General features: G+C 39.1%; 29 protein-coding genes, 2 tRNA genes, 1 other RNA gene and 1 riboswitch. Of the genes, 26 read left to right on the forward strand and 6 right to left on the reverse strand.

The window, feature by feature from the left end:
- Positions 1–32 precede the first annotated feature (32 nt).
- Together serS and NST46_RS06815 are read left to right on the forward strand one after the other, a co-directional pair.
- Positions 33–1,307: a serine--tRNA ligase gene (gene serS / locus NST46_RS06810; protein ID WP_095313972.1), complete on the forward strand. Its 1,275-nt coding sequence runs from the start codon at positions 33–35 to the stop codon at positions 1,305–1,307.
- A 252-nt stretch (positions 1,308–1,559) separates the two neighbouring features.
- Positions 1,560–1,652: transfer RNA gene (locus NST46_RS06815), tRNA-Ser, on the forward strand.
- Between the two features lie 65 nt (positions 1,653–1,717).
- Here NST46_RS06815 and NST46_RS06820 read toward each other — a convergent pair.
- Positions 1,718–2,452 carry a GTP pyrophosphokinase gene (locus NST46_RS06820; RefSeq protein ID WP_341136976.1) on the reverse strand — a complete coding sequence of 245 codons (735 nt, stop codon included), beginning with the start codon at positions 2,450–2,452 and terminating at the stop codon, positions 1,718–1,720.
- A 363-nt stretch (positions 2,453–2,815) separates the two neighbouring features.
- Here NST46_RS06820 and proC point away from each other — a divergent pair, with 363 nt between their 5' ends.
- Both proC and NST46_RS06830 read left to right on the forward strand, forming a co-directional pair.
- Complete coding sequence (gene proC / locus NST46_RS06825) at positions 2,816–3,628, forward strand: pyrroline-5-carboxylate reductase (protein WP_095313969.1); 813 nt, start codon at positions 2,816–2,818, stop codon at positions 3,626–3,628.
- A gap of 14 nt (positions 3,629–3,642) precedes the next feature.
- Positions 3,643–3,927 carry a TIGR04104 family putative zinc finger protein gene (locus NST46_RS06830; protein ID WP_118889303.1) on the forward strand — a complete coding sequence of 95 codons (285 nt, stop codon included), beginning with the start codon at positions 3,643–3,645 and terminating at the stop codon, positions 3,925–3,927.
- 33 nt (positions 3,928–3,960) lie between these two features.
- Here NST46_RS06830 and NST46_RS06835 read toward each other — a convergent pair whose 3' ends face one another.
- Together NST46_RS06835 and NST46_RS06840 are read right to left on the reverse strand one after the other, a co-directional pair.
- The gene (locus NST46_RS06835; protein WP_095313965.1) at positions 3,961–4,644 is read right to left on the reverse strand and encodes a deoxynucleoside kinase; all 684 of its coding nucleotides are present in this window, start codon (positions 4,642–4,644) and stop codon (positions 3,961–3,963) included.
- 19 nt (positions 4,645–4,663) lie between these two features.
- Positions 4,664–5,299, reverse strand: coding sequence for a deoxynucleoside kinase (locus NST46_RS06840; RefSeq protein ID WP_095313963.1), 636 nt, complete (start codon positions 5,297–5,299; stop codon positions 4,664–4,666).
- Between the two features lie 141 nt (positions 5,300–5,440).
- Between NST46_RS06840 and NST46_RS06845 the strand changes: the two genes are divergently transcribed.
- From NST46_RS06845 to NST46_RS06860, 4 genes are all read left to right on the forward strand, one after another.
- Positions 5,441–5,516, forward strand: a tRNA-Arg gene (locus tag NST46_RS06845).
- 102 nt (positions 5,517–5,618) lie between these two features.
- Positions 5,619–6,845 (forward strand): dicarboxylate/amino acid:cation symporter, encoded by a 1,227-nt coding sequence (locus NST46_RS06850; RefSeq protein ID WP_341136977.1) that lies wholly within the window; start codon positions 5,619–5,621, stop codon positions 6,843–6,845.
- 244 nt (positions 6,846–7,089) lie between these two features.
- On the forward strand, positions 7,090–8,802 hold the full coding sequence (acsA, locus tag NST46_RS06855) for an acetate--CoA ligase (RefSeq protein ID WP_341136978.1): 1,713 nt from the start codon (positions 7,090–7,092) through the stop codon (positions 8,800–8,802).
- 91 nt (positions 8,803–8,893) lie between these two features.
- A complete protein-coding gene (locus NST46_RS06860) occupies positions 8,894–9,430 on the forward strand; it encodes a hypothetical protein (RefSeq protein ID WP_118889302.1) in 537 nt (178 codons plus the stop codon).
- Positions 9,431–9,505: 75 nt separating this feature from the next.
- On the opposite strand, the gene hmpA is transcribed toward NST46_RS06860, so the two are convergent.
- On the reverse strand, positions 9,506–10,735 hold the full coding sequence (hmpA, locus tag NST46_RS06865; RefSeq protein WP_341136979.1) for an NO-inducible flavohemoprotein: 1,230 nt from the start codon (positions 10,733–10,735) through the stop codon (positions 9,506–9,508).
- Positions 10,736–10,875: 140 nt separating this feature from the next.
- On the opposite strand from hmpA, the gene NST46_RS06870 reads away from it, so the two are divergent.
- A complete protein-coding gene (locus NST46_RS06870; protein WP_341136980.1) occupies positions 10,876–11,316 on the forward strand; it encodes an Rrf2 family transcriptional regulator in 441 nt (146 codons plus the stop codon).
- Positions 11,317–11,379: 63 nt separating this feature from the next.
- Positions 11,380–11,895, forward strand: a complete 516-nt coding sequence (locus NST46_RS06875) for a type 1 glutamine amidotransferase domain-containing protein (RefSeq protein WP_341136981.1) — start codon at positions 11,380–11,382, stop codon at positions 11,893–11,895.
- 141 nt (positions 11,896–12,036) lie between these two features.
- Here the strand turns inward: NST46_RS06875 and NST46_RS06880 are convergent, their stop codons facing one another.
- Both NST46_RS06880 and NST46_RS06885 read right to left on the reverse strand, forming a co-directional pair.
- Positions 12,037–13,323, reverse strand: a complete 1,287-nt coding sequence (locus NST46_RS06880; protein ID WP_341136982.1) for a glycoside hydrolase family 18 protein — start codon at positions 13,321–13,323, stop codon at positions 12,037–12,039.
- Positions 13,324–13,387: 64 nt separating this feature from the next.
- Positions 13,388–13,921 (reverse strand): isochorismatase family cysteine hydrolase, encoded by a 534-nt coding sequence (locus NST46_RS06885; protein WP_095313949.1) that lies wholly within the window; start codon positions 13,919–13,921, stop codon positions 13,388–13,390.
- Between the two features lie 88 nt (positions 13,922–14,009).
- Between NST46_RS06885 and tadA the strand changes: the two genes are divergently transcribed.
- The 16 genes from tadA (at position 14,010) to yabA (ending at position 25,799) form a co-directional block, all read left to right on the forward strand.
- Positions 14,010–14,468: a tRNA adenosine(34) deaminase TadA gene (gene tadA, locus NST46_RS06890; protein ID WP_303450009.1), complete on the forward strand. Its 459-nt coding sequence runs from the start codon at positions 14,010–14,012 to the stop codon at positions 14,466–14,468.
- Between the two features lie 66 nt (positions 14,469–14,534).
- Positions 14,535–14,800: signal recognition particle sRNA large type (ffs, locus tag NST46_RS06895), an RNA gene on the forward strand.
- A gap of 185 nt (positions 14,801–14,985) precedes the next feature.
- A riboswitch (TPP riboswitch) is annotated at positions 14,986–15,088 on the forward strand.
- 199 nt (positions 15,089–15,287) lie between these two features.
- Positions 15,288–15,977 (forward strand): thiaminase II, encoded by a 690-nt coding sequence (gene tenA / locus NST46_RS06900; RefSeq protein WP_341136983.1) that lies wholly within the window; start codon positions 15,288–15,290, stop codon positions 15,975–15,977.
- A 202-nt stretch (positions 15,978–16,179) separates the two neighbouring features.
- The gene (gene dnaX / locus NST46_RS06905; RefSeq protein WP_118889301.1) at positions 16,180–17,862 is read left to right on the forward strand and encodes a DNA polymerase III subunit gamma/tau; all 1,683 of its coding nucleotides are present in this window, start codon (positions 16,180–16,182) and stop codon (positions 17,860–17,862) included.
- 286 nt (positions 17,863–18,148) lie between these two features.
- Complete coding sequence (locus NST46_RS06910) at positions 18,149–18,463, forward strand: YbaB/EbfC family nucleoid-associated protein (protein WP_095313943.1); 315 nt, start codon at positions 18,149–18,151, stop codon at positions 18,461–18,463.
- Positions 18,464–18,561: 98 nt separating this feature from the next.
- The gene (recR, locus tag NST46_RS06915; RefSeq protein ID WP_095313941.1) at positions 18,562–19,158 is read left to right on the forward strand and encodes a recombination mediator RecR; all 597 of its coding nucleotides are present in this window, start codon (positions 18,562–18,564) and stop codon (positions 19,156–19,158) included.
- A 16-nt stretch (positions 19,159–19,174) separates the two neighbouring features.
- Positions 19,175–19,390, forward strand: coding sequence for a YaaL family protein (locus NST46_RS06920; RefSeq protein WP_095313940.1), 216 nt, complete (start codon positions 19,175–19,177; stop codon positions 19,388–19,390).
- A gap of 376 nt (positions 19,391–19,766) precedes the next feature.
- Positions 19,767–20,030 (forward strand): pro-sigmaK processing inhibitor BofA family protein, encoded by a 264-nt coding sequence (locus tag NST46_RS06925; protein WP_095313938.1) that lies wholly within the window; start codon positions 19,767–19,769, stop codon positions 20,028–20,030.
- 95 nt (positions 20,031–20,125) lie between these two features.
- Entirely contained in the window at positions 20,126–20,323 is a 198-nt protein-coding gene (locus NST46_RS06930) for a sigma factor G inhibitor Gin (RefSeq protein ID WP_095313936.1), read from the forward strand.
- 231 nt (positions 20,324–20,554) lie between these two features.
- Entirely contained in the window at positions 20,555–21,979 is a 1,425-nt protein-coding gene (locus tag NST46_RS06935) for an aminotransferase class I/II-fold pyridoxal phosphate-dependent enzyme (RefSeq protein WP_341136984.1), read from the forward strand.
- A gap of 15 nt (positions 21,980–21,994) precedes the next feature.
- On the forward strand, positions 21,995–22,621 hold the full coding sequence (gene tmk / locus NST46_RS06940; RefSeq protein ID WP_341136985.1) for a dTMP kinase: 627 nt from the start codon (positions 21,995–21,997) through the stop codon (positions 22,619–22,621).
- A 15-nt stretch (positions 22,622–22,636) separates the two neighbouring features.
- Positions 22,637–22,966: a cyclic-di-AMP receptor gene (locus NST46_RS06945; RefSeq protein WP_095313931.1), complete on the forward strand. Its 330-nt coding sequence runs from the start codon at positions 22,637–22,639 to the stop codon at positions 22,964–22,966.
- 38 nt (positions 22,967–23,004) lie between these two features.
- Complete coding sequence (locus NST46_RS06950) at positions 23,005–23,439, forward strand: YaaR family protein (RefSeq protein WP_095313930.1); 435 nt, start codon at positions 23,005–23,007, stop codon at positions 23,437–23,439.
- A 177-nt stretch (positions 23,440–23,616) separates the two neighbouring features.
- Complete coding sequence (gene holB, locus NST46_RS06955) at positions 23,617–24,606, forward strand: DNA polymerase III subunit delta' (protein WP_095313928.1); 990 nt, start codon at positions 23,617–23,619, stop codon at positions 24,604–24,606.
- Positions 24,607–24,612: 6 nt separating this feature from the next.
- The gene (locus NST46_RS06960) at positions 24,613–25,437 is read left to right on the forward strand and encodes a PSP1 domain-containing protein (protein WP_095313927.1); all 825 of its coding nucleotides are present in this window, start codon (positions 24,613–24,615) and stop codon (positions 25,435–25,437) included.
- Positions 25,438–25,451: 14 nt separating this feature from the next.
- Positions 25,452–25,799 carry a DNA replication initiation control protein YabA gene (gene yabA, locus NST46_RS06965; RefSeq protein ID WP_095313925.1) on the forward strand — a complete coding sequence of 116 codons (348 nt, stop codon included), beginning with the start codon at positions 25,452–25,454 and terminating at the stop codon, positions 25,797–25,799.
- Positions 25,800–25,843: the final 44 nt, after the last annotated feature.

Genomic DNA, 25,843 nt, shown 5'->3' on the forward strand with positions numbered 1-25,843 from the left:
CAATTTATATAATGCTTAAAGGAGGAATCATTATGTTAGACATGAAGTATTTAAGAAATAACTTTGAAGAGGTACAAAAAAGGCTTGCCCATCGTGGAGAGGATTTATCTGATTTAGATAAGTTCGGTTCTTTAGACGAAAAACGTCGCGGATTAATTGCAGAAACAGAGGCTTTAAAGGCAAAGCGCAATGAAGCAACGAAAGAAATATCTGCTTTGAAAAGAGAAAAGAAGGATGCAGATCCTGCGATTAAAGAAATGCGTGAGCTAGGTGATCAAATTGCTTTACTCGATAAAGACTTGAAGGGTATCGAGGAAGAGCTACAGCATATTATGCTATCCATTCCGAATATCCCGCATGAATCTGTTCCAGTTGGAGAAGATGAAGACGATAATGTGGAAGTTCGCGATTGGGGTACTGTTCCGGCATTTGACTTTGAAGTGCAGGCTCATTGGGACATTGCAACGAATCTTGATATTATCGATTTTGAACGCGCAGCTAAAGTAACAGGGAGCCGTTTTGTTTTCTATAAAGGCCTTGGTGCGAGATTAGAACGTGCATTATTAAACTTCATGATGGATCTCCATGCAGATGAGCATGGTTATATAGAGATGCTACCTCCACAAATTGTAAATCGCGCTAGCATGACAGGGACTGGTCAGCTTCCAAAATTTGAAGAGGATGCATTTAAACTGGAGGATTGGGATTATTTCATGATTCCTACTGCAGAAGTGCCCGTAACAAATTACCATCGTGATGAGATTTTATCAGCAGATAATCTACCGAAAAAATATGTTGCATTTAGCACGAATTTCCGTTCTGAAGCAGGATCTGCTGGGCGAGACACACGTGGATTAATTCGTCAGCATCAATTTAACAAAGTTGAGCTTGTTAATTTTGTGAAGCCGGAAGATTCCTATGAAGCATTGGAAACATTAACAGGTAATGCAGAAAAAGTATTGCAGCTATTAAACTTACCATATCGCGTAATGAGCATGTGTACAGCTGATCTAGGGTTTACCGCAGCTAAAAAATATGATATTGAAGTATGGATTCCAAGCCAGGAAACATACCGTGAGATTTCTTCTTGCTCTAACTTCGAAGACTTCCAAGCACGTCGGGCTGGTATACGTTTCCGCAGGGAGGCGAACGGGAAACCAGAATATGTGCATACGTTAAATGGTTCTGGACTTGCAATCGGACGTACGGTAGCAGCTATTTTGGAAAACTACCAGCAAGCAGATGGATCTGTTGTTATCCCAGAGGTATTACGACCGTATATGGGTGGAAAAGAAGTAATGAAGTAATGGGACTTGTGCGGAGGTTATTCATACCTCCGTGTTCTCTTATCTAGCATGGAATGGCCAAAAATTTGACATTCATTTTTGAGCATGATATATTATTTCTTGGCAAATAAGCAAGTATAGAACTTTTTTATTTGTATAAACAACAAAAGCATTCACTTAAAAGCTTGCATTCCAGAGTATAAGTTTTTCTTAGAAAGCAAAGAACGCCTTCTAAGGATCCCTTTAAAGAATGCTCAGTTTTCTAATCGTTATGGAGGTATACCCAAGTCTGGCTGAAGGGATCGGTCTTGAAAACCGACAGGCGGGTCAAACCGCGCGGGGGTTCGAATCCCTCTACCTCCTCCATTTGAAATCAAAAGTATAATAATTGGAGATAAAGAAAACCGCTGTTTTTCAGCGGTTTTTTCATATTACTTTTCCCTATCAAGGAAGGATTGTAAGAAATTTAATGGGAGATGAACCTTATCCTCCTCATTTAATTGTAAAAAATGAATATCTTCATTCTCTGCTGCTTTGCTTTTGATATTGTTCACTTCATTATTTAGTTTCTCCATTTTAGAATCCAGTTTATTTGCTACATTTGCTGCTTCCGTTAATTCCATGATTAACTGCTGGGGAACTTCCCCATTATATTTATAGTAGATTTTATGCTCTAAGCTTGCCCAGAAATCCATGGCAACCGAGCGGATTTGAACTTCGATATAAACCTGTTCGGTTCGATCTGACATAAATACTGGAATCGATAAAATAAGATGGAGGCTTTTATATCCATTCGATTTAGGATGTTTTATATAGTCTTTTACTTCTACAACTGTAATATCCTGTTGGTTTTGAATCATTTCACTTACCTTATAAATATCGGAAATAAAGGAACATACGATACGAATTCCCACAATATCTTTAATATTTTCACGAATTGCATCCATCGATATATCTAAATTTTTACGATACACTTTTTTGAGAATGCTTTCTGGAGATTTTATTCGTGATTTGATATGTTCAATAGGATTATAAGAATGTATATGTTGAAACTCCTCTTTTAGTATATTCAATTTTGTATTCATTTCATCTAGACCAAATTTATAAGTTATCATGAAGCGTGTAAGTTCATTACGGACCTGTTTTAATTGCTGTAATTGATTCATGCTTTGATTCCTTTCACCTTTATTGATAAACTTATTATATCAAATACGGTGTCATTCAGATAATTTCTTGACAAAATAAAGATAAGAGCTTATAGTCATAGCAATTAAATGATTTGAGACGGAGAATAGGCCAGTAATACAATGACTATCGGAAAGAGAAAGGGATTTATAAGCTGGAAGATCCCTGCGAAATAGCGTGTATGAACCTACCTAGGAGTCGTTAGCGATAAACTAACCGCAGGAAACTGTGTTATCAATTTAGAGATGGGCATGATTGCCAAATTAGGTGGTACCGCGGAAACTGATTCCGTCCTTTGTTAAGGATGCAGAATCAGTTTTTTTAATTTCTTAGGAGGTTGTCACATGGATAAAAGAATTGCATTTTTAGGAGCTGGATCCCTCGCAGAGGCGATCCTATCTGGTATTATTAAATCCGAAGTTGTAGCAAAAGAAAATATATATGTAACCAATAAAAGTAATCGAGAACGACTAATATACATTGAAAATTGCTATCACGTTCAATGCTCTTCAGATAAAGAAAAAGTCTTCAGGAATGCTGATATTATTATTTTGGCTAGTAAACCAAAGGATGCAGTGGAATCGATTGCGTCGATAAAACCTTATTTGAATGAAAAGCAATTAATTATTTCGACCATTGCTGGGTTATCGACTGAAAAAATGGAGCAACTTCTGGACATACAAATTCCAGTTGTACGTACAATGCCAAACACATCCGCTCTCATTGGACATTCTGCGACAGCACTTTCGGCAGGGAAATATGTCGAAACGGAGCATCTCTTACAAACGGATCAATTATTTCAAACTGTAGGTATGACGAAGCTTGTCGATGAAAAGGATATGCATGCGATTACAGCTGTTTCTGGCAGTGGTCCAGCCTTTATTTATTATTTTGTAGAAGCGATGGAAAAAGCTGCAATGGAATTTGGCCTCGACAGGCAAACTGCTAAGGATCTCATTACCCAAACGGTCATTGGTGCTGGAAACATGCTAAAGCAATCTGGTGAAACACCAGCAGTGCTGCGGAAAAACATTACAAGTCCAGGAGGAACAACAGAGGCTGGTATTGCCGATTTAGATCGTCATAACTTTGAAGAAATGATTTTTTCGTGTATCCGACAAGCACGTGATCGGTCAATTCAATTAGGTGAAAAGTAAAGGAAGTGAAATAGATGGAGACACCAGCATGTGCATATTGTAAGAAACAATGGAGTTATTTAACAACATTAAGGAATCTGTTTCGAATTAAAATGAGTTGTCCACATTGTGGAAAAGAAAATTATTATGATTCAGGCGCAAGTAATAGTTTCCTAGCCTTGATGATTGCGCCAGCATTAATTATTATCGGGGCATTTCTAAACCTCCCTTTGGGATGGCTAATCGGAATCTCGCTTATTCTCATTCTGATTCATTTTTTGCTTTACCCTTTCCGGACGAATGTAAGAAAAGCAGATTAAAAAAGGATGCACCGTTATGGTCATCCTTTTTTATCATCTCGCTAATTCTCTTCGTGTATATCGTCTGGAATGCTGAAGTGAGCGTCCAACCTTTTCTAAAATTTGTTCGATTGGGGTTTCTTCCTGCATTAAGTCATAGTCCGAAATGTTAATACGCAAAATTGGACATGCATTAAAGTTATCAATCCAATTCGTATAGCGATTATACATTTCCTCCCAGTAGCTAATTGGCGTACTCTTTTCCATATCCCGACCGCGTTCTTGGATCCTGCTTATAATCTCGTCAAAGGAGCCTTCCAAGTATATGAGTAGGTCTGGATGCGGGAAATATGGTGTCATTACCATTGCATCAAATAAATTGGTATAGGTTTCATAATCAGTTGGTGACATAGTACCTTTATCAAAATGCATTTTGGCAAAAATTCCAGTATCCTCATAAATGGAACGGTCCTGGACAAAGCCGCCGCCATATTCGAAAATTTTCTTTTGCTCTTTAAAGCGTTCTGCCAGGAAGTAGACCTGCAGATGGAAGCTCCATCGTTCGAAGTCATCATAAAATTTTTCTAGATACGGATTTGTGTCCACCTTTTCAAAAGATGTTTTAAATTCTAAAGCCTGTGCTAAGGCTCTTGTCATGGTTGATTTACCAACTCCAACCGTACCTGCAATTGTAATCACACTGTCGTTTGGAATATGGTATTTTTCTCTTAAGTTCATTATTGGTTCCCCTTCATTTTCATTCCACCCGCAAATGCAAATGGTTCGTTACTTTTTCAATAATGCAATCTAAATCCTTTTGATACTGAACAAAATCGGTCGTATCGCCATTTATTCGGATGACGGGAATGTCAGGATGTAATTGTTCAAAAGCATTCATATAGTCCTCGTAATCGTTTCTTAGCTGTGCAAGATAAGAAGCTTTTATATTTTGCTCAATATTTCTGCCGCGCCTTCTGATTCGATCCAAAATTGTATCGAGACTAGCATTTAAATAGATGAGCATATTTGGAGTGGGCATATCGGTTGTTAGGATTTGGTATATTTTTTCATATTTCTCCAATTTATCCTCTTGCAATGTACGTTTTGCAAAAATCATGTTTTTTGATATATGATAATCAGCTATTACAGCTTTGTTTGCTCTAAGATATTTCTTATCGATATCTTCCAATTGCTTGAATCGATTGCATAAAAAAAACATCTCGGTTTGAAAACTCCACTCATCGATATCATCGTAAAATTTGCCAAGAAAAGGATTTTCCTCCACAATTTCTTTTAACAAGTGATAATTAAAGTGATTGGATAGTTTTTTAGCGAGCGATGTTTTACCAATGCCAATCGGTCCTTCAATTGCAATGAAAGGCACTTCAGCCATTATTATTTCCTCCATTCATTGCTTTCATAGACAGAATTTATTTTACCATAGAATATGGCTATCTTCCATGTGAAAATAATGCCGCTTTCCAATTCGACAAAAATTTTGTATAATGTATTTTATCTTGTCCTAAAAATTTTAGGCTCCGTAGCTCAGGGGATAGAGCATCGGTTTCCTAAACCGTGTGTCGCAGGTTCGAATCCTGCCGGGGCCGCCACTGCCAAATATTGCATCTCAAAGTAATTTCTCTTCCGCATTCTGTTCAAACGTCCAGCATACAGTCAAAATAAAAAAATCTAATAACAGAGAGGACATTTATATGAGCTTAACAAAAAAAATTATGATTGCCCTCATATTAGGGGTAATTGTCGGTATCGGTTTAACCTTTGTTCCTGATAAGGCGTTTTCAATGCTAGATACTTATTTATTAGCCCCCGTTGGTCAAATTTTTATTAATTTAATTATGATGCTTGTTGTTCCACTTGTATTTGTTTCTATTACGCTAGGAACAGTTGGGTTAGGTGATCCAGCAAAGTTAGGAAAAATCGGTACGTATACGGTTAGTTTTTTCCTAATTACAACAGCAATGGCCATTTCTATTGGTCTTGGACTTGGATATATCCTCCAACCCGGAAAAGAAGGTGTATTCAATACAGATCAATCATATGAATCAGCTGAAGCACCACCAATTATGGAAACGATTATTAATATCATTCCAGAAAATCCAATCGCATCAATGGCTACTGGTGATATGCTGCAAATCATAGCATTTGCTATTTTCATAGGAGTTGCGTTAGCTTTTCTTGGTGAAAAAACAGCAGGAATTCATCGTTTATTTGAGCAAGCAAATGAAATATTGAATTGGTTAGTTATGTTGGTTATGAAAGCTGCGCCATATGGAGCATTTGCACTAATTGCCTCTGCGATTGGTGATGCAGGGATAGATGCAATTGGTTCCATGGCAATGTATATGATTACGGTTGTGCTTGGTTTGTTCATTCATGGAGCGGTTGTCTACAGTCTAGCCATTTGGTGGCTTGGAAGAGCGAATCCGCTTAAATTCTATAAAGGATTCTTCCCAGCGATGTCCGTTGCATTTAGTACATCCAGCTCGAATGCAACATTACCAATTTCAATGAAAGCTGCGCAAGAAAATCTTGGTGTGAAAAAAGAGATTAGTAGTTTTGTTCAACCATTAGGTGCGACAATCAATATGGATGGAACAGCGATTATGCAAGCTGTAGCTACCGTGTTCATTTCCCAAGTATATGCACTTCCGTTAAGTCCAACAGATTTGCTTCTAGTTGTCCTAACAGCAACATTAGCAAGTATTGGGACAGCAGGTGTACCTGGTGTCGGTATGATTATGCTGGCGATGGTATTAGGTCAAGTAGGTTTACCTGTGGAAGGTATTGCATTGATTATCGGTATTGACCGTATCCTTGATATGTTACGTACGTCTTTAAATATTACAGGGGATGCAGCATGTGCTTTTATTATTTCTGAAAAGGAAAGACGTAAGGAAGAAAAGGCTGCAAAAGCTTAAATTAAAATAAGAATGTTAATGATCACGTTGGATTGCTATTAGTTGCAAACAACGTGATTTTCTTTGGGCTTAAAGATATATCCAAATTTAAGTAATATTTCGAATAATAGTAATTGGGATGAATTACTTTAAAATCGTCACAAAATGTTCTAAACTATATATTAGTTACCGAATGTTTCAATTATTTTCAATTAATTATTTAAGAAATAATGAAATCGATTACAAAGAAGGATGAGGTGATTGGATGGATATGCAAGTAATACCAGCAAGAAGTGAGAACTATAATTTAAAAGATTATCAAAAAGTAAGAGAAAACTTCAAATGGGATGATGTAAACAAGCATTTTGCCTGGAACGAGACTGGAAAGGTAAATATCGCATATGAAGCATTGGATCGCCATGCAGAGAATCCTGCTAAAAAAGATAAGGTAGCTTTATTATATTCTGCTCCAGACCGTGAGGAGCAGCTTACGTTTTCAGATTTAAGTAAACAGAGTAATAAGTTTGCAAATGTACTAAAGAAGCATCAAGTAAACAAAGGGGACCGTGTATTTCTCTTTATGCCACGAAGTCCAGAATTTTATGCAGCATTCTTTGGGATATTAAAAACTGGCGCGATTGCTGGACCCTTATTCGAGGCATTTATGGAGCAAGCTGTCCGAGATCGCCTGCAGGATAGTGAAGCAAGTGTACTGATTACGACCCCAGAGCTAATTGAGAGAGTTCCACAAGATGAATTACCACAATTAGAAACAGTAATTCTTGTTGGGGAAGCAGGGGTAGCTCATACGTATATTGATTATCATAGTGAAATGGCCGGGGCCTCTGAAGCATTTGATATCGAATGGGTTGATTTAGAAGATGGTATGCTGCTCCACTATACATCGGGATCTACTGGAAAGCCTAAGGGCGTTTATCATGTGCACAATGCTATGATTCAGCATTACGCTACAGGTGAATGGGTACTCGATCTGAAAGAAGATGATGTATATTGGTGTACTGCGGACCCAGGTTGGGTAACAGGAACAAGCTACGGTATCTTTGCACCTTGGTTGCATGGTGTGACAAACGTGATTCGTGGTGGACGTTTTACGCCAGATGACTGGTATGAAACCCTGGAGAAAAATAAGGTAACGGTATGGTATACCGCTCCAACAGCATTGCGGATGCTTGTCAGTCACGGTGAAGAGGCATTAAAGAAATATGATCTTTCAGAATTACGTCATATCATGAGTGTTGGGGAGCCATTGAACCCAGAGGTTGTTACATGGGGATTAAAAGCATTTAATCTACGCATCCATGATACATGGTGGATGACCGAAACAGGTGCACAGCTCATTGTAAATCTACCTGCATTGGAAATTCGCCCAGGTTCGATGGGGAAACCAATTCCTGGTATTGTAGCATCGATTGTTGATAATGAAGGAAATGAACTACCTCCAAATCAGATGGGGAATTTAGCAATTAAAGAGGGTTGGCCGTCGATGATGCGGCAAATTTGGAATAATCCTGGTAAATATGAAAGCTATTTTATTAATGGCTGGTATGTCTCTGGTGATAGTGCATATCGTGATGAGGATGGTTATTTCTGGTTCCAAGGACGCCTGGATGATGTCATTAATACATCTGGTGAGCGGGTCGGCCCATTTGAGGTTGAGAGCAAATTAATTGAACACCCAGCTGTTGCTGAAGCGGGAGTCATTGGAAAACCGCATCCAGAACGGGGAGAAATTATTAAAGCATTTATTTCCTTGAATGAAGGATATGAAAAATCGGATGAATTATTAGAAGAAATTCGTCAATTTGTTAAAACAGGTCTTAGTGCACATGCTGCACCAAGAGAAATCGAAATTCGCGATAGCATTCCTAAAACGCGAAGCGGTAAAATTATGCGTCGTCTGTTGAAATCTTGGGAGCTGGGCCTTCCAACAGGAGATACATCGACATTAGAGGAGTAAAATCAAAAAGCTTTGGTTGTCGCTTTAGTGGCGAGGACCAAAGTTTTTCTTTATGCTATACGTTATAGAGAATAGGATAGGGGCGTTTATGATGAGTGATAAGTATGTATCCGACGATCCAGTTCATCTTTATCCCGAAACATCAATCCATATGCTCCCAGGAGATGTGCTTTATTCACATAAGACAGCATTATCTTCCATTGTCGTCGGACATGCTGGGATTATTGGCGAGGATTTTCGAATTTATCATGTAAACAGATGGCCGAGCTATGGGCATGGAGATAGTATGCCTATTTATTTAAGCAGGCATAAAAAGGGCGAGAAGCTGACGATATTACGACATCCGAATAAGGAGGAAGCTAGAAATGCTGCAAGGTGGGCAAAGCAGCATAAAGAACAGGTAAATGCTTATCAGTATACGAGGAATCTTCGAAATCTCCAACAAAACTATTGCTCTAAATTTGTCTGGCAAGCTTTTTACTTTGGAAATGACGGGAAGGTCGATCTTGCAACAACGAAGATAAAGCAATCCACAAATCTTAATCCTAGACGGTATATCATGCCAGCGCAAATTTATCGAGGGCTGCAACGAATTGGAGCATTCGCTAATGTGCTCTATCGTGCGTAGTTTTTTGTGAAAAGGTGCTGCCAAACAAGCGTAGAAAAAAAGACAGCCTGGAACGGCTGTCCTTATAAATGCTATTTACCTGGTGATATCCTCGGACGGTCCAAAGATTTCAAAATGAATATCTGTGTCATTCACTTGATATGCTTTCAAGTGTTGATACATCGCACGCATAAATCCCTTCGGTCCACAGAAATAAAATGCGGCATCGTTTGTTGGAAGTATGGATGATAACCAATCATAATCAATTCTACCTGCTTTATCAAAAGAATCTCCTTCACTAGGGCTGTCATACACGGTATAACTTTTCACATGGTTATTTTGCCCAGCGATTTCTTTGACACGCTCTTTCATTGCATGGAATTTACTTGATTTTGCAGCGTGAATATAAATAACCTCACGTTCAGGCTGCTCCTTAATTGCTGTTTCAAGCATGCTAATCATAGGTGTTAATCCCACTCCGCCACTCATTAGGACGAGTGGTCTAGTGTCTTCTGCATCTAAAAAGAAATCCCCAGCTGGTGCACTGATTGGTAGGATGTCTCCTTCATTAATATGTTCATGTAGGAAATTTGATACAACTCCCTTGGGCTGGTCTTCGAAAGCATCCTCACGCTTTACACTAATTCGGTAAAATTCCCCTCCAGGAGCACAGGATAAGCTATATTGACGTAAATGGTTATAGTTTTCTCCGTCAATGACAGCCTTTACGGTAATATACTGACCGGGTTGATAGGAAGGGAATGCTTCTCCATCTTCTGGCTGCAGATAGAACGATGTAATAACATCACTTTCGACTTCTTTTTTGATTACTTTAAAGTTACGATAGTCTATCCATCCACCAGTTGTTGCTTTTACTTCAGTATACATTTCGGCTTCAACAGAAATAAATACATCTGCAATCACACCATATGCTTTTGCCCAAGCATCGATAATTTCGTCTGTTGCTGCATCTCCTAACACGTCTTTAATTGCTAGTAATAAATTCTCTCCAACAATTGGATAATGCTCTGGCTTAATATTTAAGCTGCGGTGTTTTTGGGCAATTTGCTTTACAACGGGTAAGATAGCTTCTAAATTGTCGATATGGACAGCAGCTGCATAAACCGTATTCGCAAGCGCTTTAGGTTGGTCACCTTTTCGTTGATTTGTTTGGTTAAAAATATTCTTTAATTCTGGGTGGTTTTCAAACATCATTTGATAAAATCGTTTTGTTATTGCAGTCCCGTGTTCCTCTAAAACTGGTACAGTAGCTTTTATTATGTCTCTTGTTTTTTGATCTAATCCAGTAGCTGTTTCTGTTGTCATTTCAAAGCACTCCCTACAGTTTTTTAAAAGATGTATTTCTAATACATGTTTAATTATAGATGTTTTATTTGCACTGTATCAATAGTGAAAACGGGTTTTGTGTTACAATATTGTGAAGAAGTAAACGAGGTGATTCATTCATGCAATTAAAGAAGTATACGGATTACGCATTGCGCGTTTTAATTTATACAGGTACAAAACCGAATGATGAGCTTGCTAGTATTAAGGAAATCTCAGAGGTTTTTAACATCTCGCAGCATCATTTAGGAAAAATTGTCTTTGAATTGAACAAAATGGGCTTACTCGAAACAATTAGAGGGAGAAATGGTGGCATCCGACTGGCAAAGCCTGCATCGGAAATCAACGTAGGTTTACTTGTTCGGAGCCTCGAAAGTGATTTTAATTTACTTGAATGCTTTGATAAGGGAACAAATCATTGTGTGATTACCCCAGCATGTACCTTGAAACACGCATTAAATAAAGCCTTGTATGCTTTTTTTAAGGTGCTTGATGAATATACGGTTCAAGATCTAATTTCGAATGAAGAGGAATTGCGAGCATTAATGGGCATGGATCGGTGATGTTTTATTTTCCTTACAAAGGGAAGACTCTTTATGAATCAAATCATAAGGAGCGGATGAGCAATGGGTAAAAAAATAGCAACCGTCATTACCGATATGTTTGAGGATGTGGAATATACAGAACCAGCAGAGGCTTTTAAAGAAGCTGGGCATGAAGTAATCACGATTGAAAAAGAAAAGGGCAATAAAGTAACAGGGAAAAACAAGGAAACTACGTTAACGATTGACCATGGTATCGAGGATGTAAATGTCGATGATTTTGATGCATTATTCATCCCTGGTGGCTTTTCACCAGATATTTTACGGGCGGATGATCGTTTTGTTAAGTTTGCTAAAGGTTTCATGGATGCGAAAAAACCTGTATTTGCAATTTGTCATGGACCACAGCTGTTAATTACAGCGAAAGCGTTAGAGGGCCGAGATGCAACAGGCTACAAATCGATTCAAGTTGATATGGAGTATGCAGGAGCCAAGGTTGTCGATAAAGAAGTAGTCGTTTGTCAGGATCAGCTTGTGACAAGTCGTCAGCCAGATGATATTCCAGCTTTTAATCGTGAAGCTTTGAAGCTGCTCAAGTAAGAATTAAAAGTGGGAGTCTATTGTTAGATAACGGAAAAGGAAACCACAATTAACAATATGTAAAAATAGGAAGACCGTCTCTAATCAAATGGAGACGGTCTTTTCGATCTTCTTGGCGATGTTAATCTAGTACATATTCTATTATAGTTTGGTTATCGTAAATTGATCGTCTAGTAAAAGCCAATTTTGTGGAAAGGCTAGACCTAGCTTCCAATATGCAATACCTAGTAGGTCGAGTTCTCGAATCATATCGAATTTTGCCTGAATTGATCTGGCATCTTCAAACCATACCTCGTGTTCATTCCCCTCTGCATCTGTATACGTGAAAAATGGCGCCTGTGCGCTCGTGTCATATTGAATGACAGCATTATTTTCCCTGGCAATTGCAATCGCTTGCTGTGGACTTACGGCACGAGCAGCTTCTCCACCTTCAACAAAGGGTAACGTCCAATCGTATCCATATAAATTTTGGCCTAATAATATTTTATCTACGGGAATAACTGTTAAGGCGTAATCAACAACATTACGAACTTGATCAATTGGCGAAACAGCCATCGGAGGACCGTAGCTATAGCCCCATTCATAAGTCATTAATACAACAAAATCTGCTATTTCCCCATGAGCAGCGTAATCGTGAGCTTCATACCACTGCCCTGTTTGAGTGGCGCTTGTTTTTGGCGCGAGTGCAGTAGATAAGAGTAAGCCTTCCTGAGAAAATCGCTCCTTTGCTTTACGCAGAAATGCGTTGTATGCTTCCCGATCATCAGATGGCAGAAATTCAAAGTCAAAGTGGATATCGGTAAATCCTTGTGTCTGCGCTGTATTCACAATGTTATCCAATAGCGTATTTTGAACCGCTTGTACGGTTAAAATGATATGACCAAGCTCATCACTAAACCCAGGTCCTTCCAAATTTGTCACAACCATTGCCATTGCTGTATCTGTGTTTGCGGCAATCTCCTGTAGATTCCCGATGGGTGGTGAAGTCAATGAACCATCGCGATTGACTCGATAGCTAAATAATGCAAGGAAAGTTAGATAAGGAGAATTTTTAGCAGCAGCATTTTCCAAGGTTTCAGAAACCGTATCACCAAAGGGTTCAATATAAGCATACGATGTAATCGCTCGCTTAGCACGAGGCGGAATGTAAATCCGCAAGCCAATAGGAAGTGTCATCTCTGGTGAAATATTATTAATCGTTGCTAGTTCCTGATAGGTCATCCCAAATCGGTTGGCAATGGAATAAAGGCTATCACCTTGTTGAACAAAGTAAAACTGACCAAAAATGGGGATGACCAGTGCTTGCCCGATGACGAGATCATTTGGAGCATCTAGTTCATTGGCATTCGTAATGGCGACAGCAGTTGTATTATATGTATTAGCGATTGAAGTTAATGTTTCCCCTTCTGTAACAACATGAATTTGCAAGAGAACTTCCTCCTTCAAAACAGTTTCTCATTTCAACTTATGTGAAGGAGGTCAGCTATATGACTTAAAGTGGGTCGATATTTGCCTTCATAACAGAACGGATTAAATATAATGCATAATCATTGTTCTCCTTTGCTTCGGACGCCATGCAATTTGCAGGAACGTGCATTCCAAATTGGTACATATACGCATCCTTGGCAGTAAAAAGAATGCAAATGTCTCCGGCAATACCAGCCATTAGGAGATGGCTTCGTTTTAAATCTGTAAGCAAAGATTGCAATGGCGTCTGGAAAAAGGCAGAATGCTGTGGTTTAATAAGAAAGTAATCATCTTCCTCTGGTGCGAGTGCCTCAATAATTTCCTTGCTTCTATCATTTTTACAGTTTTCAATAATTTTATGAAAGTCTGCTTGCCATAATCCGTAATGGTCATTAACATAAATTGTAGGTAGATTTTTTTCTTTGGCGAATTTCTTCAGCTTAATGAGGTTCGGGAGGATTGCTTTCGTATTTCGATATAAATCATCACCGCCATCAAAGTCAAAATCGTTGATAATATCGACAAATAGTACAGCAGTGTTATTTAATGATGTATCCATTTATGAGTCTCCTTTATTCGGTATGACTACTTAACAGTATTTCCTCTTTTGGATTGATTCAAACTTTAAAACAAAGTGTTGTGATAATATGAGTGATGTAAAATTTATGGAAGCGGCAATTGAAGAAGCCCAAAAAGCTTTAACATTAAATGAGGTTCCAATTGGTGCGGTTATCGTATATAACGATGAAATCATTGCAAGGGGCTATAACTTGCGAGAATCCTCGCAAACGACGCTTTCCCATGCTGAGCTTGTTGCCATTCAAGAAGCAAATGAAAAGATTGGAAGCTGGCGACTAGAGGATTGTACGCTCTACGTTACATTGGAGCCATGTCCGATGTGTGCAGGTGCTATTGTCCAATCGCGAATTAAACGTGTTGTATATGGAGCAACTGATCCGAAGGCAGGATGTGCGGGCACATTAATGAATTTATTGAATGAACCTCGCTTTAATCATCAGGTTGAATTAACGGCAGGTGTTTTACAAACAGAGTGTGCTGCATTACTAACGGATTTCTTTCGAGCACTTCGAAAAAGAAAAAAATAGTCGTAAACCGGGCGTATCCGCTTTTGATGTTGCATTTTGTCGATAATTTCGCTATAATGGTAAATACCGTGCTAGGTGGGGAGGTAGCGGTGCCCTGTACTCGCAATCCGCTATAGCGAGGCTGAATTCCCACTCTAGGTGTGGCGATTTTATGGTCTGCCTTAAGGGAGTGGTGTTGACGCCCGGGTCCTACGCAACAGGAACCCATGAACCCTGTCAGGTCCGGAAGGAAGCAGCAGTAAGTGGAATTTTCTGTGTGCCGTGGGGAAGCCTAGGCCGAGCCATGAACTTAAGTAACGCATAGGGTCGTCACATCGAAAGTGGGTGCACGGCTACATAATGCAATCAAACACTCTTTTAAACGCTATAAAGCATTTGAAAGAGTGTTTTTAAATTCACCTAGAAAAAATCTTTCTAAGCTGCATGCCATATGGATAAGAGTTGGATGTTGGGATTTTTTTCGTACGAATTATTTTACTTTTATGAAAAAATGGAATAAGATAGAAATAGAATATAAAAAATCCACTAGGGGTGCCATTTGGCTGAGATAAGATTCATTTCTTGATCCCTTTGAACCTGAACTGGCTAGTACCAGCGTAGGGAAGTGGAGCTGGTGACGTATACATAATTCTGTAACTGTATATAAAACCACTCCATTTCGGGGTGGTTTTTTTGTTCTTCATTCTAAATTTATAGAAAGGAGATGTTTTGATGGATATTATTGCAAAAATAAGAGAAGACTAGCCGTTTATTTTTAATATTACCAATGAAGTTGTAGTAGAAGTAGGCTATTAAACAAAATTAGGGGAGGAATTTTCTATGCGTTTTTCAGAGTTATTGCGAGAGGCTACGAAAGAGAGTTGGAAATTAAGTCTAGATCATCCGTTTGTACAGGGTATTGTAAGTGGTGATTTGCCACTGGAAACATTCAAAAATTATATTCTGCAGGATATCTATTATTTGAAGCATTACGGCAAGGTGCATGCTTTTGCGGCTGCACATTCAGATGATTTTCATGTTGCTGCTAAGCTGGCAGAAAAAGCAAAGAAAACAGCAGAAGCAGAGCTAACAGTGCATAAGGAGCATGCAGGGATTTTAAAGATTACCAATGCAGAAATTGAGAATTTTAAACCTGCACCAACTGCCTATGCTTATACATCGCATTTGTACCGTGCATCGTTGTCCGGAAGTTTAGCTCAAATTGTAGCTGCAATGCTACCATGTTACTGGTTATATGCTGATATTGGTTTGACTTACAAGGACGCAAAACCGAAAGAAGAAATTTACCAAAATTGGCTGAACACGTATGGTAGTGAGTGGTTCCAAGAGTCCACACAGGAAATGATTGACCTGCTCGATGGATTAGCGGAAAAGGCAAGTGAAACAGAAAAAGAGAAAATCAAAGAGCAGTTTATTCTTGCGAAAGAATATGAGCTCGCATTTTGGGAGATGTCCTATACGTTTGAAACATGGCTTTCGGAAAAAGCAACGAATCCGGCATCTGTTTAAAATTATAAAAACCAGGGTGGCTGATGATATGCCATCCTGGTTTCTTAGTCCCATAGAACAAACAAATCCTCTCCACCTATAACGAAATGTGACAGTAACTCCAGATGAAGGTTACAAAAAATATATTTAACCCTGTTTTGGTTCACATTCACCCCTAAAATCGGGTATAATTAGAAATAGATCATAGAGGGGAATCTGTATTATGAGCTATCAAGCTTTATATCGCGTTTGGCGTCCAAGAACTTTTGAGGATGTCGTAGGACAAACACATATTACGAGAACACTGCAGAATGCGATTGTACAAGATAAATTTTCGCATGCTTATTTATTCTCTGGGCCAAGAGGAACAGGGAAAACAAGTGCTGCCAAGATTTTTGCCCAAACAATTAACTGTGAGCATGCACCAGTCAAAGAACCATGTAATGAATGTGATGCATGTCGTGGCATTTTGGATGGCTCGATTTCAGATGTTATTGAAATTGATGCTGCATCCAATACGAGTGTCGATGATATTCGTGAAATCCGAGACAAGGTAAAGTATGCTTCAAGCGCAGTACCATATAAAGTGTACATCATTGATGAGGTACACATGATTTCAATTAATGCATTCAACGCATTACTAAAAACGTTAGAAGAACCACCAAAGCATGTCGTCTTTATTTTGGCAACGACCGAGCCACATAAAATTCCATTAACGATCATTTCTAGGTGTCAGCGATTCGATTTTAAACCGATATCCAATCAGGCAATTGTAGATCGTATGCAAACGATTATGGAAGCAGAGAATATTTCTGTTTCGAAAGAGGCATTGGATACTGTTGCATTAGCAGCAGAAGGTGGAATGCGTGATGCGTTAAGTATTCTTGATCAAGCAATTTCCTATAGTGAGGACCAGGTAGAACTCGATGATGTGTTGGCTGTTACTGGTGGTGTTTCCCAGAAAGTGCTCACCGATATCGTAAAGGCCATGCATGAAAAAGATGTGGAACAGGCGTTACAGCTATTGGATGATTTGATCCAACGGGGGAAAGATCCTGGACGATTTGTATATGATCTGATTTATTTTATGCGTGATCTATTGCTTTTCAAAAGTGCTCCATCGCTAGAAGGATTGTTGGAAAGAGCAAGAGTGGATGATAACTTCCTTGCACTTTCTGATTCTGTATCAACCTCATGGATTCAGGATGCAATTATCCAACTGAATCAGTGCCAACAAGAGATCAAGTGGACGAATAGTCCAAAGGTATTTATCGAAATAGCGATACTCACGATTACCAATCGTTATCATGCCGGGGAGCAGGCGACAGCTGATGTTGATTCAGAAGCAGTAACAAAACTGATGAGCAAAATGTCACAATTGGAAAAAGAGCTTACCAATCTGAAGCAGCAGCCTGCACAGCCTGTCCAAGCACCAGCTGCATCTGAGAAGAGAAGGCAACCTGCGAGAGGATCGAAAAATAGCTATAAAATCCCGTTTGAGCGAATTCGTGATGTGCTTGGAAAAGCAGAAAAGCCTGCATTAAAGCAAGTACAATCACAGTGGGCCAACTTTTTAAGTAAGCTAAAGCAAGTGAATGCACCTGCACATGCAACGATACAGGATAGTAAACCTGCAGCTGCATCCGCAGATTCACTCGTTGTCGCATTTAAATATGAAATCCACTGCTCCTTATTTTTGGATAATCGGGAGACAGTTGAATCCGTACTTACGAGTGTGATGGATAAGCAATTAACGATTATCCCAATTCCAGATAATGATTGGACACAGCTCCGTACGGAATATATAAGCAAACAAGATAAGCCTAAAGATGAAGAACAAGGAGACCCACTAGTGGATGAAGCTAGGAAGCTCTTTGGAGATGAATTACTGGAAATACATGATTAGGAAACAAAAGCGCAAGCGCCCGGTTAGCGACGTACGGACTGATCCGTAGGAGATAAAGGAAACATGCCCCTTTAGGGGTATGCCGATGTTAGGCGTAGCCTGGTTTTAGTCGGCCATCCTTTTACCTAGAGTCGATGTTGACTTTCACCACAAGGGTATAAGTGCGACTAAGCCTCTGGCGCAGCCAATCGGCAAGTCTTGCTAGTCGTTGGGCGCTGGAGCTGGACTTGGCTGTTCCAGTATAAGGAAAAAAATAATAATGAATAGTCTAAAGGAGGTATTTTCCATGAAGGGAAATATGAACAATATGATGAAGCAAATGCAAAAAATGCAAAAGAAAATGATGCAGGCACAGGACGAATTGCATGAAATGTCTTTTGAAGCATCAGCTGGTGGTGGAATGGTTACCATTACAGCAAATGGGAAAAAGGAAATTACAGATATTGCAATTAAAGAAGAAGTTGTAGATCCAGATGATATCGAAATGCTACAAGATCTTATCATTGCTGCAACAAATGATGTATTGAAGCAAATTGATGATAAAACGAACCAACAAATGGGACAGTTCACAAAAGGCTTAAACATGCCTGGTATGTTTTAATTAAAGGAAAAAATGGCAGGGGATTACGATCCCCTATGCCAAGTATAAGCACCCGGTTTAAAGCGGGTGCTTATGTTTTCGTGTAGGAGGCAGGCTTGATGTATTATCCAGAACCAATATCGAAGTTAATTGACAGTTTTACAAAATTGCCTGGCATTGGACCGAAAACAGCTGTCCGTCTGGCATTTTTTGTTTTGAATATGAAAGATGATGATGTGCTTAATTTTGCCAATGCATTAGTGAATGCCAAAAGAGAGCTCTCCCATTGCAGTATTTGTGGACACATCACCGATCAGGATCCATGCGCGATATGTTCCGATACGTCACGAGATAATTCGATTATTTGCGTCGTGCAAGATCCAAAAGATGTCATTGCAATGGAAAAGATGAAAGAATTCCACGGAAAATACCATGTTCTTCATGGCGCAATTTCACCAATGGATGGAATTGGACCAGAAGATATTAATGTCCCTGATCTAATCAATCGTCTGAAGGATGAGGAAGTAAAAGAAATCATCCTAGCAACTAACCCAAACATCGAAGGGGAAGCAACCGCAATGTATATTTCGCGCCTTGTTAAACCATCAGGTATCCGCACGACTCGAATTGCACATGGCTTACCTGTTGGCGGCGATTTGGAATATGCAGATGAAGTAACATTATCAAAAGCTTTAGAGGGTAGAAGAGATTTGTAGAAGTTAGGTGAAGTGCATGGGGAAAAAACGAAAGACAAAAGATGTCAATCATGAGCTGCTTGATACAATCATTCAAGCAGAACAAGAGTGGAAACAAATTAGGTCTATTGTAGAACAAAGTATGGAGCCTTCAATCAATGGAATGCAGCAAGAAGCAATTGCTCGGGCTAAATATTTATTTCTTCTGCGTGAGGCAAGACTGCGTAATATTAGTGCAGTGCGAGTATACTAGAATTATAGATTAAGGGAGACAAGGTTTGTGAGTATAGATGGCCTTGTCTTTTTTTATTGAGAAACCACAGTTTGAAAAATGTGTAGAAAAAATAAATGAAGAATTGAAGGAGAAACAGGAAATGTTGACGGTTCAGTTTTAGAATGGGAAAAAGGGGCCGTTCTTTTTACTGAACGTTTGACAACATCTCCTAACGACTTTTAATAAAAGGCTGTTAAATCAAGCTTTATATAAAATCACCTACTTTCTTACAAAGATTCATGATCATGTTTTTTCACAGAGAGATTCTTTTCTTTCCCCGCTTCCTTGGTTCTTTTTTACGAAATACAAGCATAAATTTACTAAAAAAGAGGTTGAGGAAGAGGGTTGATTTCAGTTGAGTTCTGCAATTGTTATTTCGGTCATTGTTGGACTAATTATTATTTTATTATTCGTTGGTGCCCCTGTTAAGCCAATGAAATTCATTGGACAGGCTACAGTAAAGCTTGGAATTGGTATTCTGTTTTTATTTTTCTTTAATGTATTCGGTGGGATGTTTGGGCTGCACATTCCAATTAATTTATTTACAGCTGTCGTATCTGGTTTTTTAGGGTTATTTGGATTGGCATCCTTGGTGGCGATTCATCTGTTTATTATTTAGCTAGACCATTTTATTCCAAACTTAAAAGTTTCAAAGTTTCCCCGTATAGTTTTCCTTAGATTGGGAGATACTAGTTTCTAACGGAGGTGGGGAAGGTGGAACAAGCTAATTCATTAGGACTTTCACAATGCGGCATCTGTGAGGAACAAAAGGAGAAGGGAATTCATTTATATACGATGTTCATTTGTACGGAATGCGAGTATAATATGATTCATACGGAGCCAAGAGAAGAAAAGTATAACTATTACTTACGAAAATTAAAGAATATCAATCAACCGAAATTATATTCATAGCTATCCAGGGAGTCTTTGCTTGCAAAGGCTTCTTTTGTTGGTCTGAGAATGATAAAATTGCCATGAAATGCAAAAGCGAGGTAGGATAAACCTTCTACCATTCACATCCATGCTATATCTAAGAAAATCTCACGTGGCAATGATACGATGCTCGTAAGGGAAGCATCGTCATTACGTCGTTCGTTAATTTGCGATTATTATAATCGAAAGAAACTAAAGGAGGGACCAATGATGAATCAGAATCACAATCGAATGCCGATCTTTGAAAGATTGCAGCAATTTACATACAAAGACCCGATATCCTTTCATGTCCCAGGTCATAAAAATGGTGAAATATTCCCGAAACATGCAAGGTCTTATTTTGATTCCATCTTAAAGTTAGATATGACAGAGCTACATGGATTAGACGATCTTCATGCGCCAACGGAAATGATTGCAGAAGCAGAAGGGTTAGCTGCGGATTTTTTTGGCTCAGACCATACGTTTTTTCTTGTTGGCGGGAGTACGGCAGGGAATTTAGCAATGGTGTTAGCAGCCTGTTCACCAGGTGAAAAAATTATTGTTCAACGTAATTGCCATAAATCCGTTATGAATGGCTTGGAACTTAGTGGTGCAAAGCCAGTATTTATCGCCCCCAATTATGATGAAGCAGTCAATCGCTATACGAGTCCAAGTTTGTCTACATTAGAAGAAGCGTTACAAAAGCACTCAGACGCAAAAGCGATTGTACTCACCTATCCTGATTATTTTGGAAGAACGTATCCAATTAAAGCCATGATAGATTTGGCACATTCGTATAACATTCCAGTTCTCGTCGATGAAGCACATGGAGTTCACTTTGCTTTAGGGAAACCTTTTCCAGCATCTGCTTTAAGGTTGGGAGCAGATGCTGTTGTGCAATCAGCTCATAAAATGGCCCCGGCAATGACAATGGCTTCTTATCTACATATAAAATCCAAACTTATTTCCAAAGAGCGAATTGCCCACTATTTACAAATCATTCAATCGAGCAGTCCATCCTATCCATTAATGGCTTCATTAGATATTGCACGTTTCTTTTTAGCAAAATTGGAAAGCAATGATATAGAACGTATTTTACAAAGTGTGAACGAAGTGCGGACGATACTTGATAAGTGCGAGGCATGGAATGTCCTGCCAATTGAAGTACAGGATGATCCACTTAAAATAACGTTACACGTGAAACAATCGTATTCAGTTCAAGATGTGGCACGGCTTTTTGAAGAAGAAAATTTATATCCAGAGCTTACAACACATAATCAGCTATTGCTTATTCATGGGCTTGAGCCGTTTAATAAGCAGACCCAGCTTCAAAAAATAGTAAAAAGAGTAGGGGAACAATTAAAAATTGAACTAAATCATGATACAATAGAAATAGCAAAGTTATTTCCAGAAGCCATTCAGGAATTGGCTTTGTCGTATCAAGAAATGCAGGCAAGATCTTACAGACGTGTACCTTTTGGTGAAGGTATCGAACATATAGCAGCAGAGGCAGTCATAGCCTATCCGCCGGGAATTCCGATCATTCTTAAGGGTGAACGTATTACAACAGCACACCTTGCTACCACCCGACAGCTTCGTAATCAAGGTGTTCGAATTCAGCAACGGGAATCAGGCATCAAGATCTACAGGAAATGATGAAGGAGATATAACATGAGGGCTTTTTTTATAACATTTGAAGGTGGCGAAGGTGCTGGAAAAACAACCATCCTTCAAGCGATCGCATCAAGGCTAACGGATTTGGGGTATGACGTGATAACGACCCGTGAACCAGGCGGTATCAACATTTCTGAGAAAATCCGTGACATTATTCATGACCCGGATCATACAGAAATGGAAGAACGTACGGAAGCACTTCTCTATGCAGCAGCACGCAGGCAGCACCTTGTAGAAAAAGTACTTCCAGCACTGGAACAAGGGAAGGTTGTTCTCTGTGATCGTTTTATTGACAGTAGTTTAGCATATCAAGGGTATGCCCGTGGATTAGGAATTGATGAGGTCTTTTCCATCAATCAATTTGTCATTGGGGATTGTATGCCAGATTTAACTTTATTTTTTGATATTACGCCAAAAAAGGGATTAGAGCGTATTGCAGCGAATAAAGATAGAGAGAGGAATCGACTTGATCTTGAAAACCTTAAGTTTCATGAAATGGTTTATGAAGGTTATCAGATTCTTAAAGACAAATTCCCCAACCGAATTCAAACGATTGATGCAGATCAATCCATAGACATAGTTGAACAGGCTGTGCTCGACCGTATTATCAATTTTATAAAATAAAGGGGGCTTATGCACATGAAACTAATCATGGCAGTTATCCAAGACAAGGATTCCAATCGTTTAGTAAATGCTTTGGGAGAAAAGGATTTTAAGACAACAAAGCTTGCTTCAACTGGTGGTTTTCTGAAGGAGGGTAATACCACCCTGATGATTGGATGTGAAGACCAAGAAGTAGATAATGCCTTAGACATTATTAAGGATAATTGTTCGCATCGTGAACAGATGGTCGCACCAATCTCCCCAATGGGAGGAAATGCAGATTCCTATATTCCGAAGCCAGTTAAAGTTGAGGTTGGTGGAGCAACGGTATTTGTACTTCCAGTCGAATCATTTTTACAGTTTTAATAAATAAGTGTATTACCTCTAAGAAAGGGGCTGGACCAATGAAAATTACAAACGAAATACAAGCTAATTTAGAGCCGAAATATGCGCGTAAAGCAAGTGCAGATAAACAGGCTTTCAGTCAAATGGTTCAGTCCCAAACACAAAGTTTAAAACATCAAGAATTACAACAGCTTGTTAGTAATATTTCGAAGCAAGGAAATAAGCTTGCTCGTTATCGGTCATTTCGTGAACTGGCCGCATTTAAACGAATGGTGAAAGGGTTTCTGCAGAGGACAGTTTATGCTGGATATGCCTTGGATAAATCACATCATTTCGGTTTAGATGGACAAACTCGGAAGTTAGCAATCGTTAAGCAAGTCGATGAAAAGCTAATCAAACTTACAGAGGAAATTATGAACCAGGAAAAGAAGACAGTAGATATCCTAGCACTTATCGGAGAAATTAAAGGATTACTGATTAATATATATACGTAAGGGAAAAAGCGGAGGCGCCCGGTTAGTGACGTACGGACTGTACTTATCGTGTCATGATGTGGGGAAGTCTCGCTAGTCGTTGGGTGCTGGAGCTGGGCGCGGCTGTTCCAGTACAAGGAATTATGGAGTCAAATCATTATATCTAAGTAAGAAGTTAAAGCTTAAGGACGGATACATATGAAAACATGGTCTCAGGTGGCCGAAGTGCAACCACTAGCAACACGTATTATAACAAATAGCATTAAAAAAGATCGGATTTCTCATGCGTATTTGCTCCAAGGCGAAAGAGGAACAGGTAAAGGAGCAATTGCTTTACTCATTGCCAAAGGCCTGTTCTGTCCAAACAAATCAAGCGTAGAGCCGTGCAATGAATGCAATAACTGCAAACGAATTGATTCACATAATCACCCTGATGTACATTGGATTGAGCCTGATGGACAATCGATTAAGATTGAACAAGTGCGTAATTTGCAGAAAGAATTTACGTACTCAGGTCTTGAATCAAATCAAAAGGTATATGTGATTAAGGATGCAGACACATTGACTGTAAATGCCGCAAACCGGATTCTGAAGTTTTTAGAGGAGCCAAGTAAAGAAACGACAGCAATTATGCTGACAGAGAATAGTCAATCGATTATTCCAACCATCCGTTCACGCTGCCAAGTTATTGATCTAAAGCCACTCCACGCTGCTTCTTTCCAAAACCAACTAATCGAGCAAGGGATGGAAAAAAATCAAGCCGTGCTCATCAGCGCCCTCACGAATAATTTAGATGAGGCCTTTAGATGGAGCGGAGATGCGTGGTTTGCAGAAGCTAGAAAACTAATGGTACAATTAATAGAAATGTTTACCACAAAGCCTGAAGACGTTTATCTCTTTATTCACAGTCGCTGGGTAGCCCACTTTAAGGAGCGACAAGAGCAGGAGCAGGGATTGGATTTATTACTTCTGGCTTTTAAAGATATTCTCTATTTCCATATTGGAAATGAGGATATGATGGTATTTTTCACCTCCAAGGATCCGCTCGTTGAAAAGGCAGCAATGTCTTTTTCCCAGGAAAATCTTGTGAATAGCTTGAATTTCGTTCTACAGGCAAAGAGGAAATTGAAGCAAAATGTTCAACCCACCTTGGTGATTGAACAACTAGCGCTTCAAATACAGAGGTGAAATGTAATGATTGAAGTTATTGGTGTCCGTTTTAAAAAAGCGGGTAAAATATATTATTTTGATCCAGGAACAGATACGATTTCCTTGGATAGTTATGTTATAGTAGAGACAATACGAGGGATTGAATTTGGGAAGGTAGTTATTACGAATAAACATGTTGATGAAGAAGATGTTGTCCTCCCATTGAAAAAAGTAATCCGTATTGCTGACGAGAAAGATAAGCTATCCGTTTTAGAAAATCAAGAGCAAGCGGATAAAGCATTTCATATATGTTCAGATAAGATTGAGCAGCATAAGCTTGATATGAATCTGGTTGAAGTAGAGTACACATTTGATCGCAATAAAATTATTTTTTATTTTACAGCAGATGGCAGGGTCGACTTCCGGAACTTAGTGAAGGATTTGGCCTCCATGTTTAAAACGAGAATTGAACTACGCCAAATTGGTGTGCGCGATGAAGCGAAAATGCTTGGTGGTATTGGACCTTGTGGCAGAATGCTTTGTTGTTCAACGTTTTTAGGGGATTTCGAGCCAGTATCAATAAAAATGGCGAAGGATCAAAATCTTTCCCTTAATCCTGCTAAAATATCTGGGTTATGCGGCAGACTCATGTGCTGTTTAAAATATGAAAATGATACGTATGAAACTGCAAAGCGTGATTTGCCGGATATTGGCGAAGCAATTGTAACGCCATATGGAAAAGGAAAAGTAGTTGGTCTCAATATACTTGAGCGGCTCATCCAAATCGAAATTCCGGAAAAAGAACGCGTTGTTGAATATACTTTAGATGAATTAATAGATGAAGGAATTTTAGCGCAAGCCACAGAATGATGAGGTGAGTGGGCGTGAGGAACAGAGAAATTTTTGACCAGGTTTCGGATATGGAAAAGCAAATTGGTGAACTGTATGAACAGCTTGGTGATTTAAAGGGGCGATTAAGTGAGTTGCTCGAGGAAAATCATCGATTAGCTGTAGAAAATCACAATTTGCGTAATCATCTCGATCATCAAAAGGAAGCTGCGGATGAAGCGTCAGATAAGAAAACTTCCAAAGGTAGCTTCCCTGGTGAAGGGTATGATAATCTTGCTAGATTATATGAAGAAGGTTTTCATATATGTAATCTGGAATTTGGAAGCCCAAGGAGAGATGAAGACTGTATTTTCTGCCTTGACTTTTTTGAGAAAACAAAATAAAAGCTTTTTTGCATACGTGCAACGAAGGTATTCGCTTAGGGAGA

The sequence above is a fragment of the Oceanobacillus sp. FSL W7-1309 genome (assembly GCF_038002145.1).
Taxonomy (GTDB): Bacteria; Bacillota; Bacilli; order Bacillales; family Amphibacillaceae; genus Oceanobacillus; species Oceanobacillus profundus.

Coding starts and splice junctions, on each gene's coding strand:
- NST46_RS06935 (WP_341136984.1), top strand. CDS start 20,555: ATGAATCAGAATCACAATCGAATGCCGATCTTTGAAAGATTGCAGCAA.
- NST46_RS06910 (WP_095313943.1), top strand. CDS start 18,149: ATGAAGGGAAATATGAACAATATGATGAAGCAAATGCAAAAAATGCAA.
- hmpA (WP_341136979.1), bottom strand. CDS start 10,735: ATGACAACAGAAACAGCTACTGGATTAGATCAAAAAACAAGAGACATA.
- serS (WP_095313972.1), top strand. CDS start 33: ATGTTAGACATGAAGTATTTAAGAAATAACTTTGAAGAGGTACAAAAA.
- NST46_RS06920 (WP_095313940.1), top strand. CDS start 19,175: ATGGGGAAAAAACGAAAGACAAAAGATGTCAATCATGAGCTGCTTGAT.
- recR (WP_095313941.1), top strand. CDS start 18,562: ATGTATTATCCAGAACCAATATCGAAGTTAATTGACAGTTTTACAAAA.
- tadA (WP_303450009.1), top strand. CDS start 14,010: ATGAGTGATGTAAAATTTATGGAAGCGGCAATTGAAGAAGCCCAAAAA.
- NST46_RS06850 (WP_341136977.1), top strand. CDS start 5,619: ATGAGCTTAACAAAAAAAATTATGATTGCCCTCATATTAGGGGTAATT.
- NST46_RS06960 (WP_095313927.1), top strand. CDS start 24,613: ATGATTGAAGTTATTGGTGTCCGTTTTAAAAAAGCGGGTAAAATATAT.
- NST46_RS06875 (WP_341136981.1), top strand. CDS start 11,380: ATGGGTAAAAAAATAGCAACCGTCATTACCGATATGTTTGAGGATGTG.
- NST46_RS06860 (WP_118889302.1), top strand. CDS start 8,894: ATGAGTGATAAGTATGTATCCGACGATCCAGTTCATCTTTATCCCGAA.
- NST46_RS06820 (WP_341136976.1), bottom strand. CDS start 2,452: ATGAATCAATTACAGCAATTAAAACAGGTCCGTAATGAACTTACACGC.
- NST46_RS06840 (WP_095313963.1), bottom strand. CDS start 5,299: ATGGCTGAAGTGCCTTTCATTGCAATTGAAGGACCGATTGGCATTGGT.
- acsA (WP_341136978.1), top strand. CDS start 7,090: ATGGATATGCAAGTAATACCAGCAAGAAGTGAGAACTATAATTTAAAA.
- NST46_RS06950 (WP_095313930.1), top strand. CDS start 23,005: ATGAAAATTACAAACGAAATACAAGCTAATTTAGAGCCGAAATATGCG.
- NST46_RS06835 (WP_095313965.1), bottom strand. CDS start 4,644: ATGAACTTAAGAGAAAAATACCATATTCCAAACGACAGTGTGATTACA.
- dnaX (WP_118889301.1), top strand. CDS start 16,180: ATGAGCTATCAAGCTTTATATCGCGTTTGGCGTCCAAGAACTTTTGAG.
- proC (WP_095313969.1), top strand. CDS start 2,816: ATGGATAAAAGAATTGCATTTTTAGGAGCTGGATCCCTCGCAGAGGCG.
- tmk (WP_341136985.1), top strand. CDS start 21,995: ATGAGGGCTTTTTTTATAACATTTGAAGGTGGCGAAGGTGCTGGAAAA.
- NST46_RS06945 (WP_095313931.1), top strand. CDS start 22,637: ATGAAACTAATCATGGCAGTTATCCAAGACAAGGATTCCAATCGTTTA.
- NST46_RS06885 (WP_095313949.1), bottom strand. CDS start 13,921: ATGGATACATCATTAAATAACACTGCTGTACTATTTGTCGATATTATC.
- holB (WP_095313928.1), top strand. CDS start 23,617: ATGAAAACATGGTCTCAGGTGGCCGAAGTGCAACCACTAGCAACACGT.
- tenA (WP_341136983.1), top strand. CDS start 15,288: ATGCGTTTTTCAGAGTTATTGCGAGAGGCTACGAAAGAGAGTTGGAAA.
- NST46_RS06870 (WP_341136980.1), top strand. CDS start 10,876: ATGCAATTAAAGAAGTATACGGATTACGCATTGCGCGTTTTAATTTAT.
- NST46_RS06830 (WP_118889303.1), top strand. CDS start 3,643: ATGGAGACACCAGCATGTGCATATTGTAAGAAACAATGGAGTTATTTA.